Genomic DNA, 22,353 nt, shown 5'->3' on the forward strand with positions numbered 1-22,353 from the left:
TTAAGGTATAATTGGCACATTTGAGTCATAAGGATTATCATGACTATAGCTAGTGTCCCATTCACTGGTTTCAGAAATTAAATTCCTCAGTGGTTCACCATGTTTAGGCACATTTGGTTCAAAAGTCTTATCTGTTTGTACATTACCACATTCATCATAGTATTCTACTTCACACACCACTGTCACCCATTTCATATATTGAGAAACTGCATAAGTCTTAGTTGTGACAAGCTGAATATCATACCACTGATACTTAATGTTGATAGTTGGTGATGCTGGAAACTTTATAGCAGTAAAAGGATTATTGACTCCAGGCCCACCATATTCATAAATAAAGCGAGGGAGCTGAAAGTAGGTTGCTACTGTTACATCCGTTTCCACGCTATCATTCCAACCTGAATTTTCATTATACTCTTCAACATCCCAACATTTTGGTGCATTTAGAAAAAGTCCAAGCGGATCCCTATAATTTATGGAATTATTTTGGACATACCTGTAAAGATTCTCATCCAGCGCCTCAAAACCTATCGGATCAGCCTGCGTATACCTTCCGGCAACAGGATCATAATATCTCATCCAATTATAATGCAATCCTGTCTCTTCATCAAAATATTGTCCTGGAAATCTTAGGTTATTCTCAATTGTCGACTGTTGCTCAATCACTGCCTCACCAAAGGCTGTATATCTGGCACCCCAGACTACATTACCACCACTGTCAGTCATTTTCTGAGGCGTTCCGATATGGTCATTATGGTAGTAATAGTAATCTCCATTTTCTATCATGAAAAGCGGCTCTGTGCCCCATGTCATATTGGGCTTCCATCCGTAGGTTTTCTTAAGAGTTCCGTCTGGGCCATACTCACCAATGAGGCCCTCTTCACTGTAAAAGTAGAAGGTGGTAAGACCATCTACTACCTTACTCACTCTACGCCCGAAAGGATCATAGGCGTATGTCGCCAAACCACCATCGGGAAGTTCTACACGCACCAGTCTATTTGACGCATCATAAACATAATTTGTTGTCTTTCCATCCTTTGTGGCGCTTACCGTATTCCCGTTGGCATCATATGAATATACAACATCACCTGAAGAGAGCAGTTCATTATTTGCATTATGGCTATAATCATCTGCCACTGTACCTTCCACTGCCAATGTAAGCCGATTACCAATATTGTCATAAACATAGCTTTCATTGGCAAGATCTGGATTCGCAGCCCCTGTTAGCTGGTAGATCTTGTCGTAACTGTAGCTCCGGCTTGTCCCTCCCGAAGTGACACTCAATGTGTTACCTACTCTGTCGAAAGTATATTGGCTGTTCATGAGTGTACCGGACGCATTTCCTACATTGTGCTCTACCAGCCAGCTATTTGCGTTGTACTGATAATTGGAGCTGAAACCATTGGGGAGTGTTTTCTTGACTGGTCTCTTCCACTGGTAATCATAACTAATAGTCTTGTTATTAAAGTTAATTGCTCTAATTTGATTTATTTTGTTGTATGAATAGGTATAGGCTACACCCTCGGGTGAGGTGTATGACTCCTTGTTCCCCACAGCATCATAGGTGTAGGAATAGGTCTTGCTGAAATCGCCGTAATTAACCGTCTCCGAAAGCTTTCGACCAAGCGCATCATAGGTAAGTGTGTCGCTGATTCCAGCACTGGAATAACTCGTCATATTACCCACAGCATCATATCCAAAGGTATCCTTTTTGCCGTCATCATAGTTAACTTCTATGACTCTTCCTACCTCATCGTAGGAATATCTCGTTACCTGGCCTTTAGGATCCTTAATCATTTTAAGAAGTCCGTCGAGGTAATAACTATATTCCGTCACTTGTCCCATGGGTCTCGTTTCTTTTATCTTTCTCCCGGCAAGGTCATAGGTAAATGTAGTAGTATTACCTGCCTGATCAGTAAGGGAAGTCATATTGCCCCTCTTATCATAGGTATAGGTGATTATACCACCCTCCATATCAATCTCTTCTATCATCCGCCCCAAGGCATCATAACTGTAGCGCGTTATATTCCCCTCGGCGTCTGTCTTTGCAGTTATTCGCCCCACAGCATCGTAAAGCATGGACGTATTGTAGCCCATGGCATCGGACCGGACCGTCAGCCTACCGGACATATTAAATGAATGGAATATCTCATTCCCAAGCGGATCCGTCATCTTTCCAGGTATAGACTTGTTACCGCCATAACAGGACGAACATTCACTCCCAACGGAAGTATATTCATATCGTGCTATATTACCTTCGGCGTCTGTAACAGAAGTTATCCGGCCCGAACTGTCGTAGGTATTGATAATCGTATTTCCCTTTGCGTTGGTCATTTCAACAAGATTCCCAGCACCATCATAGGACATGGTTGTTGACATATTGAGGGCGTCCGTTACGGAGATCAATCTGTCCTTAAAATCATACTCGTATGTTGTTTCGTTACCTTGAGAGTCCGTTACATTTACTAAACGGTTTTTGAGATCATAGCTGTAGTTTGTCTCATTGCCTAATGGATCCGTTTCCATCTTCTTGTTTCCTAAACTATCATAAGTAAATTCTGTCCTGATGCCATTTGGGCCTATAAGCATCGTCATCTTGCCAAGGTCATCGTACTCCATGTTGGTAGTATTGCCTAGAGGATCAGTCATAGAGATCATGTTACCCGTATCGTCATAGGCGTATGTCGTTATAGAATCGCTTATAGTGCTTGACGTTATCTCACCCCACTCGTTGTAGGCATAAATACTAACAACCTCGTCAGACGTACCTGCCGCCATAATTTGCTTCGTCCTGTTCCCAAATTCATCATACTCATATTGTGTTATTGTCCCCAGCGGATCAGTCTCACTTAGCTTGTTTCCGTCCCGATCGTATGTATATGTTGTCTCATTCCCTTCACCATCGGTTCTGCTGATAACATTCCCCCACTCATCCCTTTGGAGCAGCCTTACATTCCCCACCTCATCGGTGATCTTCTCTACGCGGTTTTGAAGATACTCTATTTTTTTGAGTATTATGGGATCTTTGCCTTCTTCAATAAGCTCTTCCAGGATAAGGTCTCCTACCGAGTTGAGGGTCTTCCTTTTCTTTCGTCCGCTATAATCGGTATAGGTGAAGCTCCCTCCGGTAAAGTTCTGTTCAAAGGACATGGTATTGCCGGCAGGGTCGGTTATGCTCTGTGCGATTCCCTTATTTCTCCATTTCGGATTATATGCAATGGTGTAGGTATCACCGACGGCATTGGTCTTGCCTATCATATTATGGTAATTATTTGTAGCGCTTTCCTGCTCTCCTGTCTGGCATGTGCCGATAACCACTCTGGGATTATGCGAAACAATTTTATATGAGCACTTCACCGGCGGAACGGGGTAAACGGTCAGGTCATAAGTATAACTGCCAAGTGTTATGGGAGTGGCGTCTCCTGCCGTCAGAACTGCTGTTGTAAGGTTCCCCGATTCATCATACTCATAGCTGACGGTCCTTCCTGCAATGTCTGTTACGGCTGTAATATGGCCTTCCGTATCGTAGCTAAAGGTGAGAACCTCCCGGCCCACTGCATCTATTACTGACAGTGGCATGGGCCATTTCATCGTTTGGGGCTCTTCCTCGGCATAGGTTATGGTTACCGTCTTGCCCCGGATATTTTTGATTGTCCGAAGTCTTCCGGAACTATCGAAGGTCTCCGTATTGCCGCCAAAGTGCGTTACCTCGTAACCCGTTTCGGTTAGCCTCAGGCTGAGGCCGTTTTCTTTTTTGGCTGTATAGGTGCCGTCATCGGCTATATCAAAGGTAAAGTAGTTCCCTTTTCCATCCATGTAACTGCCGGCGCCCGCCCTTGCCGTATAGGAACTGCTCCAGCCGTAGCCTAAAGGCCCGTCCATGGGAGCAGAAAAAACCCAGTTCGTCCCGTTATGCATGATCATGTTTGACCGGTAGGTTCTACTCCATTCAATAGGTATAGCCCTGGCCGGTATTCTCAGGTCCGTCTCCTCAAATTGGTAGGTCCCGTTTCCAAGACTGACGGCACTGCCTGTTGTAACACAGGTTTTATCAGTATCGCACTTATCACAGGGATCATCTGAACCGCCTCCAGAGCCGCCTAGTGGACATTCAGGCTTCTCGGGAGATCTAGGATATATACATCCCCCATCGCCACTGCTGCCGGAAAGTGAAGTCGTAACCTTACCATCGATAATCTCCCCGCCACTGCTCTGACCGCCACCCACACCGTACCCACTATAGGTACTTACTCCGCCGACTCCAAAGGGATCAGCTTCACCGGTCCCGCCGTCACCACAGGATTTTGGGATGGAACCATAAAAGGTTGTCGATTTTGTTACCTTCGACTCATTAAGGGCGCCAGGGCATATTATGGTTGAACCGGAAACGGTAATACTAAAACTCTCGCCGCATGATCCACCAAAACCGCTCACTTCATCATAGAGGCTGTCGGAACAGGCATATGCAGTGCCATTATCCAGTGACGCAACCGTATCCGGCGCCGCCTCCCGTCTGCTAATCCTGTATGGAATGGTTATTTTTTGCATTGCATCGATACTGTCAGGGATTGTGGTAAGGATTTCAATATCGTATTCCCCGCCGATAGTACGCGGGAAGTTAATGTTAACTTCCGTGACGCCTATCAAGCCGTAGTTGGTCACTGTATACTCACCATTAAATACTTCTCCCGGCTGCAATTCAGGCAGGGTCAGTGACGCAGGTTCCGTAATGAGCAGCGGAACAGGCACTTCCGTTTCAAATGTCTGGCTTATCTTGATTTCATACTTATCCACTATCTCTGTCGGTACAACGCTCCACTCGACTTCAACAAGCGTCACTTCAAGAGCGATTGGAACAATCCTGGTTACACCGGGCTCAATAACGAAGGAGCCGGAGAAAGATTTGTGGCCGGGAGCTGTAATACTGAAAGTATACCTTCCTTCAGGCAGATCGTACTTTGTCGCCGTACCGTCTGCTGCCGTTGTGACTGTGTATATCAATTCACTCAGTTGCTGATGCTGGAAGCGAATGCTGGCTCCGCTCACATCGGCTAAAAGTTCGTTCAGGACGTCGAACTGAACATTGCCCACGGCATCGGTGACGACTGTTACCTGCAGGTTATAGCTGTAAGGTATATGATTGTCGGCCACAATCCTGATGGAATCATTGTAGACGCCCTGTCCAATCGTTTCTTCAGGTCTGATAATAAGACCTACTTCGTAACTTTCTCCCGGCGCCAGATCGGGGATAACCCTTCCCGTAGTCAGGCTTATCCATGACTTTGACGGGCCTTCTATTCGACCGTTCCGTAAAACATCACCACCTGTGTTTGAAATAGTAAAGGTTTTTACCTGCTGCCCGCCTCTGACCATCCCCGTATCGATATAAGAGGGGCTGGTCCTTATGACCGGTATAGCGTTGATCAGTGCAACACTTGCTGATACTTTACCGGTGAGCCCTTCGGCCGTAGATATGTCGAGAGACGCCGTAGCGCTATCCGGAGCGTCCAGGGCTGCCGTAAGCCTGAACCTCACACTATAACGCTCTCCACCACTGATTGTCGTCCTGCCGTCGGTAAGGGCCCTTGCTGTAATCCCCGGTGATGCGGCAGTTGAAAGGGTAAGACCTGTCAAAGGCGTCTCGCCCTTGTTGTATATGGTTACCGGAATATCATAGGTCTTTCCCTTGGTCAATTTTATGCTTGCATAACGAGGTCCAACTGACATGTCGGCAATAGTAAAGGTAGCCTGGATATTCCTATCTGCAATATCAGGATGGTTTGCCCATACGGAATAATTTCCGGCCTCGTTTGAACCTGGCTGGAAGGTATAACTGAAACTCCCTTCCGAGTTCGTATTGACCGTATAATGTCTGTCGTAGCCTTTTACGCTGATATAAAGGTTTACCGGAACAAAAGGCATAGGCTCACCGCTTAAATTGTTTATAGCCTGACCTGTAATCAAAACGGGCTGTGCTTTCACATAAAAGTCCTGAGCAAGAGACGCCTCAGCTCGATAAGTAGTATTGCTTATCGTCGTTTCTGTAAGCTGCTTGATTCCGGGCGCCGTAACCTGATCGGACTGGCCATAGTGATAATAGGTATTACTTATTACGGCTTCCAGATAAACCTTGAAGGGTGCCGACGAAGGTACTTTAAATATTATCGGATCCGTTGTAATGCTTTCACCGGGCTCAAGTCTTGCCGATGCATAGCCTGACGAATTGACAACTCCCCCCGTTCTCTGGTCGAGTCTGCCTGATGCAAGCACATTTCCATCCTCGTCTTTCAGGTATACCGCTACATGATTTGTCGGCCCGTTATTCTGGCTTGTCAGGAATTCCATCCTCGCCGAGCCTTTATTATGAACCCGAAGTGTTATAGAGGCGTCTGTTCCTCTGACCAGAGGCTCATTGAAAATCTCTAGCAATGCTCCCCCCGGAGCCACCCCTGCAAGCGACGTTTCAGAAACCTCAACGGTAACGCCCGGAGAAGGCTGCCAGATGGCCGAGGCGGCAACGGCTATAGTCGGCTGTGAACTGTATGCCGCGGCAGCAACTTTTTCTACAGTTATCGAACCGCCTGCAGCAAGCTGGTAGGGACCATTAAGTGTACTGGCTGAACTGCTGCCGACTTTAATGGTAATTTTCTTCACCTCTATGTCTGCATTTCCACTATTCGTCAGCAGGACAGGTACTCTCTCCAGCACACCCTGTTTTATGAGAGTGCCTTCCGGCAGACCGATATGGAAGGGCGATGCCGTCACCTCTTTAATAGGACTCTCCGTGCCAAGGCTGCTGATGGACGATACACCATAAGTACGGGTCATTCCTTCTTCGTAGGAAGCATCCGTATAACCGGCCACCTGTACTGGTACCGGTGTAATTTTAATATCATCTCTGTATATGTAATACCCCTGAAGGCCCGGCTCGGGCGCCTCCCAGGTAATCACCGGAGCCCCGCCATCAATTCTCTTCATATAGAGGTTCTTAACGGGAGCTACGGGGAAAGAAATCTCCACCGTCTGTGACGGCGCGCTCTCGTTACCCAGCGCATCAAGAGCTGTCACGGCATAGAACCGCTTGGATGTTGCAGGCGACGAATCCGTAGCAGTAGTTGTAATTACCGTAGCTATCTCACTTAATCCACTAATGGATACAATATTTCCACCGGACCTGTAAAGCCTGTAATATTTAGGCACTTCTACAGGGATATCGCCGGCTACCTGCACCCCCTCCCAAAAGGCATTTACACCGTTTCCATCGAGGTTCAGGACAAGGCCCGTCGGCACAGGCGGAGCTGTTCTATCGGACAGGCCGTTTACTCCTGCGCTCTTTTCGCCCTCGCTGTTGAGCAGTCCTACCGCAGCAACTGAATATACATAGGAACCATCCTGGGGCGGAACATCGGAATATGTAAGCAAGGTTCCACTGTAAATAAGTGTTGGAACAGTCTCCCCATCGCCTGCCCTGTACAGTTTATAAGATGGCTCCTGGTACTTGTATGCAACACCGCTCCAGGAAAGCTTAACTTCTCCCCCTGTAATGGTCCTTGCAGTAAGCCCACTCGGCGCCGGAGGCGCCGGTACACTGTCCGTATAAAGAAGGATTTTCTCGCCGGAAGTCACCTTTGTGCTCTTGTTGTTAAAGTTATCCCTTGCCTCAACGAGGATGAATGTAGCGTCTCCATCTGCAAGACTTGATACGTTTACATTTCCTGTAAAAGTCTTTCCGTCTCCCCCGTGAGCAAGTCCCGCAATCTCCGCAGTCATACCTTCTGTGTCTCTGAACTGCATTTGCGGTATTCCGACGGGCGCTTCATCAAACTGCACATTTACAGTTACCGGATTGCTTATCTTCTGAAGCAGCGCCGTTGGTGAAAGGATAGTCGCAACGGGGCCTTTCATATCAATCCTGATGCCGGTACCACTGTTATTGCCCCTGTTACCGACAAGGTCCTTACCGGAGAACTTGTAGGTCGTGGGGCCGTGAGGCGATAGGTAGTTAACACTGAAACTGCCGGTCCACCTGTTTTCGCTCTCATTCTTCAGCGATACAACTACAGGCGAACCATCCTGGGGTTCCAGACTGAAGAAGGGGACCTCTGAAAGGGTTTCGCTTACAGACACCGCTACGTTAACAGTGCCCGCTCCTGCCACTGAGACCGGATCCAATACGGAACCATTGTTATCAGTATATTTGAAGGTTACCGAATTAAGGGATGGCGCAGACCGGTCGGAAGCAATGGATATAACATTAGAAATGCCACTCTCATTGCCTGCGCTATCAAGGGCGGTAACGGCATAATACCTGAGGCTGTCATCAAGTGGTATATGCTCGCTAAAGAGATATTTGATGGAAGCTGTATTTACCTTTGCAACACCGGCATCGGAAGATGAAGCAAAAACAGTACTGCCTCCATAAAGGTTATATTCTGTCGGTACCTCCCCGGCGCCGGCCTGCCAGGTAAACTGCAGCGCTCCACCTGCAAGGGCCTTCGCCGTTAGACCTGCCGGAGCTGACGGCGCGCCTGTATCAACAGTAACAGTGTAGAGATTGGAATAAGCGCTCTCTCCACCCCGATGGGAAGCCTTGGCCGTAAGCAGGTTATCACCCTCATTGAGAACGATACCGCTAAAGGTTAAACCGCTTACTCTCTCCTTCGTGGCTATGGCTATGCCGTTCAGGTAGAAGGTAACCATCGTATCGGCAGGGGCGCTGCAACTGACGTTAACTTTATACTCCGGCGCTGTAGTCACCACCGTATGGCCCGTAATTGTCGGCTTCGATGGCGGCGCAAGCCTCACTACCACGTTCCTTGTCACCTCACCGGCGTTGTTAAACTTGTCATAAGCAACGACCCTGATGGCATGGTTGCCGTCTGCAACAGCAATTACATTCCAGGCGTAACTCAGGCTGGCGCCGGTAACAGTTGTGGCCAGCACGCCGTCTATATAGATATCCATCTTTTCTACGGGGCTTTCGGAATCAACAGCCGTAGCGGTAATCGTCTTGTTGGCCGTAATGACATGGTTCTCGGTCAGGTTGATGCTGTCCACAACAGGCGGAACGTCGTCTTCCCTCGGTTTGGCGCTTATGCTAGCGACGGTTGTTTTTTCTGCGCCGTAATTATTAAGCGATGTGACAGCATACTGGTAGGTAGTACCGTTCACAACCCCTGTATCGGTAAAGCCTGTGCCTGCTGTTGATCCTACCTGCGTCATGCCGCCGATGTCCGTCTGTTGTCCCGACGATGCAAGGCGATAGATAACATAGTACTTCAGATGAGGAGAAGTGATGGCATCCCAGTTGAGGATCACTTTAGCATTTTTAGGTGTAGCGGTAAGTCCCACAGGATTGTCAAGCCTCGTCACACCTGATGTGACGGTACCTCCACTCACGTTGCCAAGATCATCCTCGGTAGTAATCTTGAACTTGTACGCTGTGGCATCTTCGAGACCGCTCTTTGTGAAAGAAAGTGTTGAATTGGCAAGCTTTGTCCCGCCATCGTAACCGGCTCCGTTATCGAAATAAACTGTGTAGCCTGTAAGGTCTCCCCAGCTGTCGGCACTTGCATTCCACTCTACCTTTATCCAGTTGCCCAAGGTAACATTATAGCCTGCTGTGACGGACTTAACTGTAACGTTTTCAGGAGCCAATGCATCAACAGGAACACCTGAAGCGTCATTAACATCGGTTCTGGAATTTTCACTCATATCCACTGGTTCAACGGCAAAGTAATAGGTGGAGCCTTCCGTCAGTCCGGTGAAAACATACGTTTTTTCTCCCCTGTTTGTGGTGGCTTCGGCATCCATACCTGTCACATCACTAATGGATTCCGAAGACCTGTAGATACGATAGTAAGCAAGGTCAGCCGGTTCGCTGTACGCATTCCAGTCAAGCTTTATCGTATCACCCCTTCCGCTGCCATCGGCTGCCAGCACCCCGACTGCCAGAGGTGAAGGGGCAGAGAGATCATATACAATGTCGATTGATTTACTTACCCTGTTGCCTAAGGCATCTGTCGCTGTAAAGGCAAGATGATTGGAAAGACCCTCTACAAGCGTTATCGTGTAAGACCATGTACTCTCTACATCAGTCTCGTCGAATAATAGCTCACCATTAAGCATAACTACACAGCCTGGCTCCTTTTTTCCTGATATGGTTTGAGTCTCAGAGGCTGAACGGGCCGAGTAGACATCAATGGTAAAGAGAGGCGGTGTTGAATCCAGGGTTATAGATGTCGTTGCAGCCGTTGAATCATTGCCTGCCTCATCTCTGGCCCTGACATTTATATTATTGGCGCCTTCTTTCAGAGGGTAGCTGTAACTCCAGGTTGCTTCCTGATTATGATTGATACGTTTTACGTTGTTTACTATTAATGACGTGCCTTCCGGCTTTGTCCCACTGATAATCTGGGTCGCCGTTTTCGTGGGAGTGGTTACAGTATTGATAAGCGGAGTTTCAGGCGACGTCGTGTCAAGGATGAATATGCCCATATCCTTCGAATTAATGACATTCCCTGCCTTATCTTTTGCATCACTAACGGTAAGCGTGTATGTACCGTCTCCCATAGTGGAAGTAAGGGTGTAGGTGCCCCTCCACCGCCTGGAATCAATCCAGTAGCCGCTTGAAACAGTATGATTTGAAGAAAACAGTCCCTTGGTAAATACCAGTCCCGGCTTGACGCCTGTATTCATATTTTCGTTGAAGGTTACAGTAAAGGAAACATTCTCAGCCCTGTGAGGTGAAGAAGGATTCATACTTAACGACTGTGCAACAGGCTTAGTGGTATCCAGTGTAAAGCTGAAGCTTGCAGCGCCTGTATTACCAAGAACATCAATGGGATGTATTATTACGGTATAAATATTGTCCGTCAACGCAGGTTGCGGGCTGAAGATGATATTGTCGCCCGATACCGTCCATGTCCCCTCTTTCTCACTTCCTTCATTATTCTTCACAAGGGCGCCTGCAAGTGACCCCTGGAGATCAACGGAAGAATAAGCATCGGAGAGGGTTATCTCAATCGTACCTGCGCTGTTTGTAGAGATATTTTTTGAAGGCGTCGAAGAAGAAATAACAGGTCCCGTCGTATCTCTCGTTACCTGTACTGCAACAGTCTGACTTTGGTTACCCGCCTCATCCTTTGCATAAAAACTGATGTTGTTAATTCCTTCGACAAGAGATTTATTATATTCCCATGTATCAATTGAAAAATCGGCTGATGTTTTTACACTATTTACATAAAGATAGGAACCGGCATCTTTAGAGCCGGTCAAAGTTATCAGGGAATCCCTTGTTGTTGAGGCAACAGGATTGACGGCAGGAACCGAAGGGGGGGTTGTATCATAAACAATTTCTACAAATACGGATTCACTTAAATTACCAGCGCTATCTTTTGCAATGGCCGTTACTATATTTGCGCCTTCAACAAAACCGCTTATAACGGCCCGCCATGATGTTGAATCGGGATATGTCGTACTTCCCTGAGACATGACCGTATCGTTAACTTTAACAATTACGGCTGATGAATCCGTACTTTTAGTCCCCAATATGGTTTGTGCCGAAGCATTGCTGAGTGATGAAAAGGTGGATATTTCCGGCGGTGGCGGCGGCGTCTGATCAACAGCAAATACTAATGTCGATACGCCCCTGTTACCAAGATTATCTACCGGCTGGATTGTAATCGTGTAGACTTCTTCCGGCATTGGGACAGAAGGCGTAAAAATAATTTGATCATTACCTGCCGTACTCCAGGCACCCGGAATATCCACATTCTGACTATTCTTAACCAGGGCATCAGTTTGTGAAGAACCTATCATAACGCCGGAGCCTGAATCAGATAAGGTGATCGTTACAGCCGTCACTTCCTGCATAGTTGACTGGTTATTTGATGGGACAGAACCGGATATAAAGGGCGGCACCGTATCTCGTACAACAGTAACACTCAGAGGCTGGCACTCATTACCTGAAGGATCCACAGAGGTGATACTGAAAGTATTATTGGTCTCAGTCAAAGTGACCCCGGCAGTCCAGTCCGTACTTTGATTGAGAGCTACGACCTCTGCACCGTTTATTTTTATTGATGAATTAGCTTCTTTGGTTCCACTGAGAGTAAATACCGATTCAGCTGTAAACAACCATAAACCTGGAGTAAGAACCGGTATCGCAGGTGGCGTTGTATCTTGCGTAGTTGCCGAAATCTCAAGGGAAGCAGAACCGACCAGGCCGGAAATATCAACGGCCTTGACGTGATAATAATAAGTCGCCTCACTTGCAAGATTTGCATCAGTGTAGGTTACATTTGAAGTTGTAGCAACATGCTGGAAGCTGCCACCAGGAGAGGATTTCCTGTATATCCTGTATTCCTTAATGTCGCATTCTGAATTTGCTGCCCATGAAAGATGCACAGAATTATTACCGCCTTCTCCCGCTAATCCTGTTGGAGAAGATGGAGTTCCGGAAAGAAAGGTTTTGACGCTAACTTCGTTTGAATAACTGCTTAACAAGTTTGAAAGGTCTGAAGCCTTTACTGCAACATAATATGTTGTACAGCTCGACAGGCCCGACAGTGTAGCGCTCAGATTTGCTGTGACTGTGCTGCTTTCATAACTGCCTGATAGTGTACCATAAGAAACCGTATATTCCTTTATGTCAGGAGAGGGACTTGCCGACCAGCTGACATTCACATGATTCTCCCCTGCCGAGGCATTAACCCAGGAAGGTTTCTGAGGTGGTGTTGTATCTATGGCTACGGCTGAAGCTTCAGATGAATAGGAACTTTCCAGTCCGTTCCAGTTTGCAGCTTTAATCGTATAATAATAGCTGGCGCCATGAGCTAAATTTTTATCCTCATAGGAAGTTCCCGACGTAACATAGGCAATATTCTGATAACCGCTCCCGCTTGCCGTACTTCTAAATACCTTATAACCCTGGACGTCACATTCCGTATTGGGAGTCCAATTAAGGGTTATGACAGATTCTGCCGAAGATGCTGTTAAACCTGTCGGCGCCTGAAGCGTTGAAGAAAGAGCAACCATCCCTGTTTTTTCCTGAGAATAACTACTTTCATTACCTGATAAATCGAGTGCCGTCACAACAATATAATGAGGAATGCAGCCGGGTAAACCGCTAAGATAGAAGTAGCTTTGAGTACCTGTCGTTACCGATTGCAGATATTCACCGCTGGAAGTACCGTAGTATATCTTGTAACTACCTATGTCATTTTCCGTATTGTTATTCCAGTTAATATAAAGATAATCCGTGCCATTACTCGATTGTACATATATACCCGATGGAGGAGCAGGCGAGGTAGTATCAATGGCAACAGCCGAGACTTCCTGAGAATAACCGCTTGTATTATTGGTCCCATCCCGGGCCACGACTTTGTAATAGTACGTCGTGCCATGAACCAGCTTCGTGTCTATATATGTGGTTTCAGAAACTGTTCCCATATATTGGTAATTACCTAGCGTGCCTGCACGCCGGTAAACATAATAGTCTTTAATATCACATTCCGGATTTGAGGCCCATGTGACTGAAATTTTGGACTCCTCCGACAGGATTCCAAGACCCATTGGAGCGGAAGGATTACCAGCCTGACCGCTGTTATATACAAGCTCACCGGAAAGCAAGCTTTCATTCCCGGAGAGGTCATAGGAACTGACAGCAATATAATAGTCGGTACAATCCGTCAAACCACTAAGGTTATAAGACCTCCAACCTGCCGATGCGTATGACCAATTTAATGTCTGCGCATAATTTCCGCTGCTGGTACCGTAAGACACCTTATAACCTGCAATATCCGGTGCATAACCTTGATACCATTGTATACCAATACCGCTGTTTGTCTGATAGCCGCTAACGTTTGTCGGCTGTGAAGGTGCAGTGGTATCGACTGCTATTACAGAAACTTCATTGGAATATAAACTTGTGTAATTGAAAGTATCTTTTGCCACAACAGCATAGTAGTATGTCATCCCATTTACTACTTTAGAATCGGTAAATGTCGTGTTTGAAACACCATAAACAATTCCAAGGTACTCATATCCGGTCTCGCCAGATGCACGCCTGTAGACATAATAGCTATTAACATCGCATTCCGGATTTGCATTCCAGCTTATAGTAGCCAAACCATTTCCTGCCGAGACCGATAGTCCTGTCGGCGCAGTCGGATTCCCTGGATTACCACTATTAACAACTGCTTCAGGAGAAAGAGAGCTTTCATTGCCTGCCAAATCATAGGCTGAAATAGCTATATAATAGTTTGTACAACTCTGGAGCCCACTGAGTTCATAACTGATACTACTACCAACATCCAACGCCACTTCATAACTCCCGCTCAAGGTTCCATAGTAAATCTTATACCCTGCAAAGTCTGCCTCAGTATTACTATTCCAGTACAAAGATACACCTGTGCCCGCTAAGTCAGCGCTCAAACCTGTCGGCACATGCGGCGGATCATCTGCCGAAGATACAGGGCCGGCTGATTGAACTACAGACACCTCATTTCCACTCGAGTCAACGGCTGTCACAGCGTAATAATACTCAACACCATCAACTGCACTATCGTCAACAAACGAACCTCCGTCAGTAATTCCGACAGGCGTCAGTCCCTGAACATTCTCCAGAACTGTCTCCCCCCTGTATATCCGGTAATACAAGAGGTCATCTGCTGTCACAGGAGACCATAAAATATCTATTGCCCCCCCGCTATCATAGGGTACATCAGAAACAACAAGGCCCTCTACCGGCAAAGGCGCAACACCATCAGAAACATTACCTGCAACGAAAGTCCAGCTATATTCGGAACTCAAAACTTTGCCCAATGTATTGGCAAGCCCGGGATTCAAAGTTACTGTGATCGTTTCGTCAGGTAAGAAGTCGACTGATGGATTGAACTCAATAGTGTTACTAAAGGGGATATAACTGATTACACCTTCCATTTGACCGCTTAGAGAGCCGACTACCGTAACGGATGAATTTGAAATCAATGACGTATCGAGAGGCGTATTAAAAGTTGCAAGAATATTTGAATTGAGCTTTACTCCAGTAGCATCATTCGGCGGATAAGTTGACCCGACTTCCAGTGAACGACTAAATGAAATAGCAAGACCGGGAGAGATAACGGCGCTGTTATATGAATATTGCAGACCAACAGTTCCATCTGAATTTTCAATCCCGATAGTTGCGGAGCCGCCATTCCATGCGCCACCACTCATTGAATTGTATTGAAATAGGATATTGCCGTTTTCATGAAACAATGCTTGAAAAGTCAAAGATGCAGCTCTGGGGTTATAAAACCTTGCCTGAGACCATTGAACAGTGAAAATCCGGTTTGGCGCTGTACCTGACGTTTGATAATGAACAAGCGCCGGAGAACTGATATAAAGATCATCCCAGAATGGAGCAATAATATTATTAGGAAAAGCACTGTTAGGAACGGGTCTGTTAGAATATTGGTTAAAAGAACCATCTAAGGATAGCGAACCATTGGAATTTATATTAATGGAAGAAAAAGTGTTGCCATAGTAAATAAAGTTGAAACCGATGGGGACATTCTCTGAACAATCATCACAGCTAGAAATGGCAACCGTCCCCGTTGCGGAGATATCCATCCAGTTGTAAGCTATTGAAGGTGACGGCGCGTTAGAATCAACCCAGGAATAACCGTAAGAATCAGGCCCTCCCATTGCAGCAAGCGAATCAGATGCATTGGCAGCAAAAAATAAATAAGCAAATAAAAAGAATAAAAGGGACCTTTTTTTCATATTTTACTCATCACAATAATTTAATATATTCTACAACAGCCTCAATATCCTCATTTGACAGCTTCTCTTTCCATCCTTCCATCTGGCTACCGGGCTTGCCATCCATGATAGATTTCATCATCCTGTCTTTTGTTAATATAGACTTGACTTCAGGTTCTGTGAAATCCTGTGGTTTTGGGATTAAAACAGCAGAGCTCGGCCCATCGCCTTTCCCCTGGATGCCATGACATACAGCGCAGTGGACACTATAAATTATTTCTCCTCTTGACTTTTCAAGGGGTGAATCTTTTGCTGACGCCTCATTAGCAATTAACATGATAGAAATAAATATGCCCGTTACAACAAGATTCGCTTTCATTTAGGGTCCTCCAAAATTATTGCCTGGATAATACTATTCTGTTTAATCGTTTCCATAATATTTTCAATTATAGCTATCAGTGTTCAAAAGTTTATCACCTGAAAAGCAATAAATGCTTGCACTATCTTGCTTATTTGTCGGACTATTTTGCGTTTTTATCAGATTTTTTTGCGCTTTTTTCGGATAATCTTGCTATTTTCAATTTGTCTGGAATATTTTATGGCGAACAAATCATCAGGAAAGGATCCTCTTATGTTTACTTTATCTTCAGTCAGAACTGTTTTTATGTAAGGATGAGGAATAAGGCTTACACCTGCTAAGCACCGAAGTGATAAATTTAAAGAAATAGCGATTACTGGTTGAAAGAGAGGAGTGCAGTATAATTAAAAATCGAATTTCAAACTTTTCTGCGCGCCGCTGCCGTCCTTCTCTATCTTTTGGTTAGAAAAGTAAACTTTCATTGAGACAATATCAAATTTTGGAGATACTTCATGATGAAGCTCATTGAGTCTTTCGAAAGCTGGAAAAACCAGAGGCCGGGAAGGTCATTAAGAATAACCATAAAGACGAATAAGTCCTTTTTATCATTTTAAACAGACATAGAAAATATCCTTCAAACAACTTTCTTTGCTAAGCCAACTCGTCTTGCCAACCTTGCATATTTTCTAAAAATTTTATTTGTAATTTCTTCAAATTCTGAAACCGTCGATTCATCTTTGGGTTTAAAAAAACAGGTTGGGTCTTCTTGCATATAATCCCCGGTATGATAATACGCCAGTGACCGACATCCATTGCAAGTTCTTTTGTAGCGACACTTTCCACACTTTCCTTTTACCTCGTCTCTGTTAAGTAAGTCATTGAACACTTTACTCTTATCAATAATATCGAAAAGACTCTGGTTTCGTATATTCCCGGCAATCACTTCATCCAGCATTGTTGTGCAGGGCGAAACATTCCCTTCTGAACCGATTGCGATCCACGATCCAATCCAACATCCAATGTGTGGATTTTGGGGAACTGTACTATTATAACTTTTCCCTCCGGATATTTCTGCATGAACCTCAGGGGAAAGAAAAAATGGAGTATAACTGAAATAACCACTTATTTTATTCACTAGACTGGGATGAATCACTTTCTCCATATCTTCTTTAGAAAAGGCATAATCCTTAAAAAACTCTTTTCCAGACATTCTACCAATAAAAGGAGACCTGTTAAATGAGATGCGATGATCATCTAACCATTGAAGAGTATTATCCAAACAAGCAAGATTTTCTTTACTTACAGTCACCACAACATGTTTTCTTACCTTGAATTTGCTGCACAACTCAATTAAATGTCTAAAATGATTTTGTTGAGTGTCACGTGTCCAGTTATTCATTTCAATATCTTCTAATGAATTTACTCCAAACACCAAAACAATTTTTCTTTCTGCAATCTCCTTTAACTTTAAAATCATCTTTTCATCAAGGATTTTGCCATTGGTCAGTAATCTTATTTCATAATTGAGCTTAATTGATGTCCGAATAATTTCTAAAGCATCCGGACGAATCAAAAACTCTCCCCCCCCTAACTGTATCTGATTCGCTCCAAGATCCTTTCCCGGAATCAATATTTTCTCTACAATTTCATCATAAGTAAGCTCATTATGGGCATGTTCATCTACAATAGACGGATTGTTAGACCCTGTCATACAAAGTGGACAGTTCAAATTACACTTTCTTGTACCATCAATGTATATAACTGGAAAATTATATTTATTCTTCATGCAATTATTCCAAAATTTTATCTTTCAATTGTTCGTTTTTTGCTCGATGTAAAAGGCTTTAATAATCAGGAAGCAGTTCTGCATCATCTGTCTCATCAAGAAAACAAACCCAAAAAAACGTTCACCTTGATTTAGATTTAATATTATAGAAACACTTGGCTTTTTAATAATTGCTGCAAGAAAGGGAATCTTTGATTTCGCCTTTTGTTTGTTTCAAAGCGTCTTCCACCTCTTGCACGGTTTTTTTAAAAGAATCGCTATGTAAATGTTTATCCGGCGGTGGAGGTGGTATCGCTGGTCCATATTTTATAAATACTTTGCTAAACGGTTTAGGAATGCGCATCTTGTCCCAGCTTTTTTCCAATACCCACCCTCTATTGCAAATACAAACAACAGTCTGGATAGGCACCTGTGTCTGACGTGCTAACTCGACAACGCCCGGTTTTACACGATGTATCGGACCTCTTGAACCATCAACAGCCAAAGCGGTACTTTTTCCTTCCTTGGCCGATTGAGCCAATTGAAGTAACCCGGTAAGTCCATCAGATGAGGAAGATCCATGGACAAATTCATAACCAAATTTTTTTACGACAGCAGCAGCCAGTTGACCATCAGGGCTTTTACTCGCAAGCAGGTTCAGATTTTTATTTCGCCATGGATATAGCAGCATTAAGCCTTCGCCATGCCAATGGGCGAATTGAAATGGTTGTTTTTCGTTGTTTTTACCAGGCAGCTCTTTTGGTTTGTTCAGCTCGACTATGCGAACAGTAATTAAAATCATTTTATAAATAGTTGTTATGATCATTGCTAATACAGCTCGTTTTATAAGGGCTACGTTTTTTTTCCACCATCCCTCGTTTTTTTTTGCTGAGACCTTTGAAGGTCTTTTGACTTTTGGACTATCTTTCAATGCAGCATCACGAATTAAAGCAGCTTGCCCTCGAATCGTGGGATTATTGATCAAACGGGATAAAGGAATAGACTTGCCAAGCTTTTCTTCTATCTCTAATTCCAATTGCATGGACGAGAGAGAGTCCCCACCGGCAGCAAAAAAATCCAGATCCACATCAGTAATATCTTTTTCCAATAACCGTGACCAAATTTGTCTTAGCACCTTCATTTCCTCAGTTTCTGAAAAAAGCTTGTCTGCCCGTTGTAATTTATGGGGATCCGGCAGCCTTTGATAGTCAACTTTTCCGTTGCTGGAAATGGGGATCTGTTCCAGAAAAATAATATGTGTCGGGATCATATGATTTGGCAGGTAATTACCGAAAAATAACCGCAAAGTCTCTTCGTTAACCTCATCCTCATCTTTTCTCAATACCAGGTAAATAACCAGTTGCATTTCAAATGAGTCATTTTTTCTGGTACAGACAACTGCCTGATCTACTTTTTCATGTTTCTCTGCCACTATTTCTATTTCGGACAGTTCAATACGATATCCACGTATTTTCACCTGATAATCGCTTCGGCCTACATATTCCAGTTCACCTTCTGTGGTTATTCGGGCTCGATCACCGGTACGATACATGAATTCCTCCGGATGGCGAGGGCTTCCTTTACTAAAGACTTTATTTGTCTGTTCTTGATTGTGAAGGTATCCAGATGTAACGCCGTTACCTGCAATATAAATTTCACCTTCTACGCCTACGGGCACCTCTTCCCGATTATCATCCAGAAGATAAAGTGCCGAATCATCAAAAGGACTGCCGATTGGACTTGAACATTGAGATATATCTGCAGATTTTATAGGGCGAAAAGTTGAAATTACCGTTGTTTCCGTAATTCCATACATATTAATCAGTTTTGGACTATCATCTGAATGAGTTTTAAACCAGCTTTTCAGCCTTCTCACGTCAAGGCGTTCGCCACCCAATATAACTGTACGCAAACTGTTTTTTTCAGGTTTTGAGTTTATGGAATCAATTTTTGCGTATTGAAAGAATGCAGCAGGTGTAAGGTTTAGTATGGTTATGCACTCTTGCTTTACGAGATGGTGAAAGGCCCGAAGGTCTTTCGTGATTTCCTGAGGCACAATTACAATTGTAGCGCCGGAAGCTAAAGCGCCCCAGATTTCCCAAACAGAAAAATCAAAGGAAACGGAATGAAACAGCGTCCAGGTATCATTATGACTGAAATCCATTTTTTTCAATAAATGAGCCAGCAAGTGAGACACATTGTCATGGCTTACCATAACTCCCTTTGGTTTGCCTGTAGAGCCTGATGTAAATATGACATACGCCGGATCATGGCCACTTATTTCTATGCTGTCCCCTGGAGAAGAGGAGGCAGTTTTTTCAATATTGAAATCGATATCCTCTATCCAAATCCAGTCTAAATTAAATTGACCGGTGTATTCATTTAGATTCCGTCGACTAATAATTGTATTTGCCTGAGCCTCTGTTAAGATAGTATCCACCCGGTTTTTGGGGAGAGAGCGGTCAAGAGGAAGATATGCATGTCCTGCTTTTAGAATGCCAAGAATTGCAACCATCATTTCGATGGAAGGTTGCAATTGTATGGCAATGAATGTTTTTGGCTTTAACTCTTTTTCCAATAGCTTAAAAGCGACGATATGAGCACGTTGATTTAACTGTGAATAGCTGATTGTTTTCTCTCCATAACGCAGAGCCGTTTTTTCAGGAAATCGAGCTGCAGTTCGCTCAAACCAGACAGTCAAAGGGAATTTTTCGATTTGTTGTCGTGCCGGTTGATATAAGTTTTTTAATAAGTTTCGTTCAACTTCACAAAGAAGAGGTATGGATCCGATTTGTTGTTCAGGGTCGGCAATTATTGAATCCAGTAATTGTTTGAAATTTTCTGAAATATGCTGAATAGTTGTCTTTTTAAAAACATCAGAGCTGTATTTTAAAAGAAAGACGAGCCCATTTTTGTCTTCGATGACCTGAAGCGACAGGTCAAATTGTCCCTCCTGGTGGGGAATTAACAGCGGCGCAAAGTCAAAGTCTTTGCCAGCTTTTTTTGAAGAAGGAACAGTTCGTTCTATAATTCGTTTGAATCGGTCCGGAGATAGTAAATCGAACAGCACTTGATAGAGCGGGGAACTGCCTGCCCTTCGTTTCGGATTAATATGATCTACAACGGCGGAAAAAGGGATCTGCTGCTGAGCCAATGATTCTTTCACCTCGGCTCCAAGCCTTTTCATTAATTCTATAAACGTGGGATTGCTCTCCAAAGTTGCTTTAATAACCACTGTATTGACATAGTAACCTACTGATTTTCGGAAATCAGCATCAGGCCTTCCCAGGGTTGGTGTGCCAATCAGAAGTTCAGATTGCCCTGAATAGCGATGAAGCAGTACACAAAAAGAACTGAGTACAGTGGCATATAAAGCAACACCCTGACTTTTCCCCAGTTTTACAAGACTCTTTGTTTTCTCACTTGATAGTTCAAAGGAGACAATCCCTCCCTTCAATGAAGGCCTGTCAGGGTGCCTGAAGTCATATGGCAAACTGATAAGGTGGGAAGCTTTTTCAAGTTTATGGTACCAATATTCCAGTGATTTACTTGCCTCAAGAGTATTGAGAAATCGTCTCTGCCAATCGATAAATTCAAAATAAGCCGGGGCCTCAGGCAGATCTATGGGACGATTTTCAATAATTCCCTGAAAAATGAGTTGCAGCTCCCGTACAATTATTCCGATGGACCAATACTCACATAAAATATGGTGAGTACGGAACAATAGCACCGGTGCATTTTTACGATTTCGATAAAGATAGACTTGAAATAACATTTCCTTCCCGAGGTCGAAAGGGGGGAAATCGCCAGGTAAAATGCAATCCGGCATTTCTTGCCACTTTTTATCACTCAATTCAATCACTTCAGGCTCAATGGAAGTATATCGGCCCTCCACAAGGCACTCTTTACTATTCCGGTTTTCTATACTGCATGATAGTACGGGGTGGCGACTTATCACTTCATTAATGGCTTGGGTTAGATCCGCGTCACTAACATTTTTATTGAGCCGGTATGCTGCCAAAACGTCGTAAGCAATACTCCTGGGCGTTAATCGGTTGATAAACAGCAGCGACTTCTGAGCCGGGGAAAGAGAATACCGTTTTAATTGAGATTCATTCATCTGAATTTGCATAGGAATGGTTGGAATAGGTGTAATTGATAAAAGGGATTAAATTTTCTATTTGTGAAGCTCTGAATCCTAATTTATTACATTGAAGGAGTACTAGTGTTCTTTCTTCCTGAGAAGCAAACACTCAAATAGTCCTTAATTTTAGATTTCACCGGAGTTTTTTTGTATGTAGATTGGAATTTCCCCAGAAAAGCCACCTGATTCTTCTCACCCCCACAAACATAATAATGCTTTCAGGAAGAACTTGACGATTAATCCTCCCGACCTGAATTAGAGAAAGGGGTGCTGCAAGCATGATATTCTCATTGCATTACAGCACGTAACACCCCCATTCAATTTCCGTTTTTACCTTCTTTT

Annotated in this window: 4 protein-coding genes; all 4 read right to left on the reverse strand. The window is 44.3% G+C overall.

What is annotated here, in order from left to right; genetic code table 11:
* Complete coding sequence (locus OEV42_06620) at nt 1-15,765, reverse strand: RHS domain-containing protein (GenBank protein MDH3973937.1); 15,765 nt, start codon at nt 15,763-15,765, stop codon at nt 1-3.
* Nucleotides 15,766-15,775: 10 nt separating this feature from the next.
* Entirely contained in the window at nt 15,776-16,123 is a 348-nt protein-coding gene (locus OEV42_06625; GenBank protein ID MDH3973938.1) for a cytochrome c, read from the reverse strand.
* A 613-nt stretch (nt 16,124-16,736) separates the two neighbouring features.
* Entirely contained in the window at nt 16,737-17,888 is a 1,152-nt protein-coding gene (locus OEV42_06630; protein ID MDH3973939.1) for a radical SAM protein, read from the reverse strand.
* A gap of 163 nt (nt 17,889-18,051) precedes the next feature.
* Nucleotides 18,052-21,987: an amino acid adenylation domain-containing protein gene (locus OEV42_06635; GenBank protein MDH3973940.1), complete on the reverse strand. Its 3,936-nt coding sequence runs from the start codon at nt 21,985-21,987 to the stop codon at nt 18,052-18,054.
* Nucleotides 21,988-22,353: the final 366 nt, after the last annotated feature.

It is taken from the genome of Deltaproteobacteria bacterium (assembly GCA_029860075.1).
Taxonomy (GTDB): domain Bacteria; phylum Desulfobacterota; class JADFVX01; order JADFVX01; family JADFVX01; genus JAOUBX01.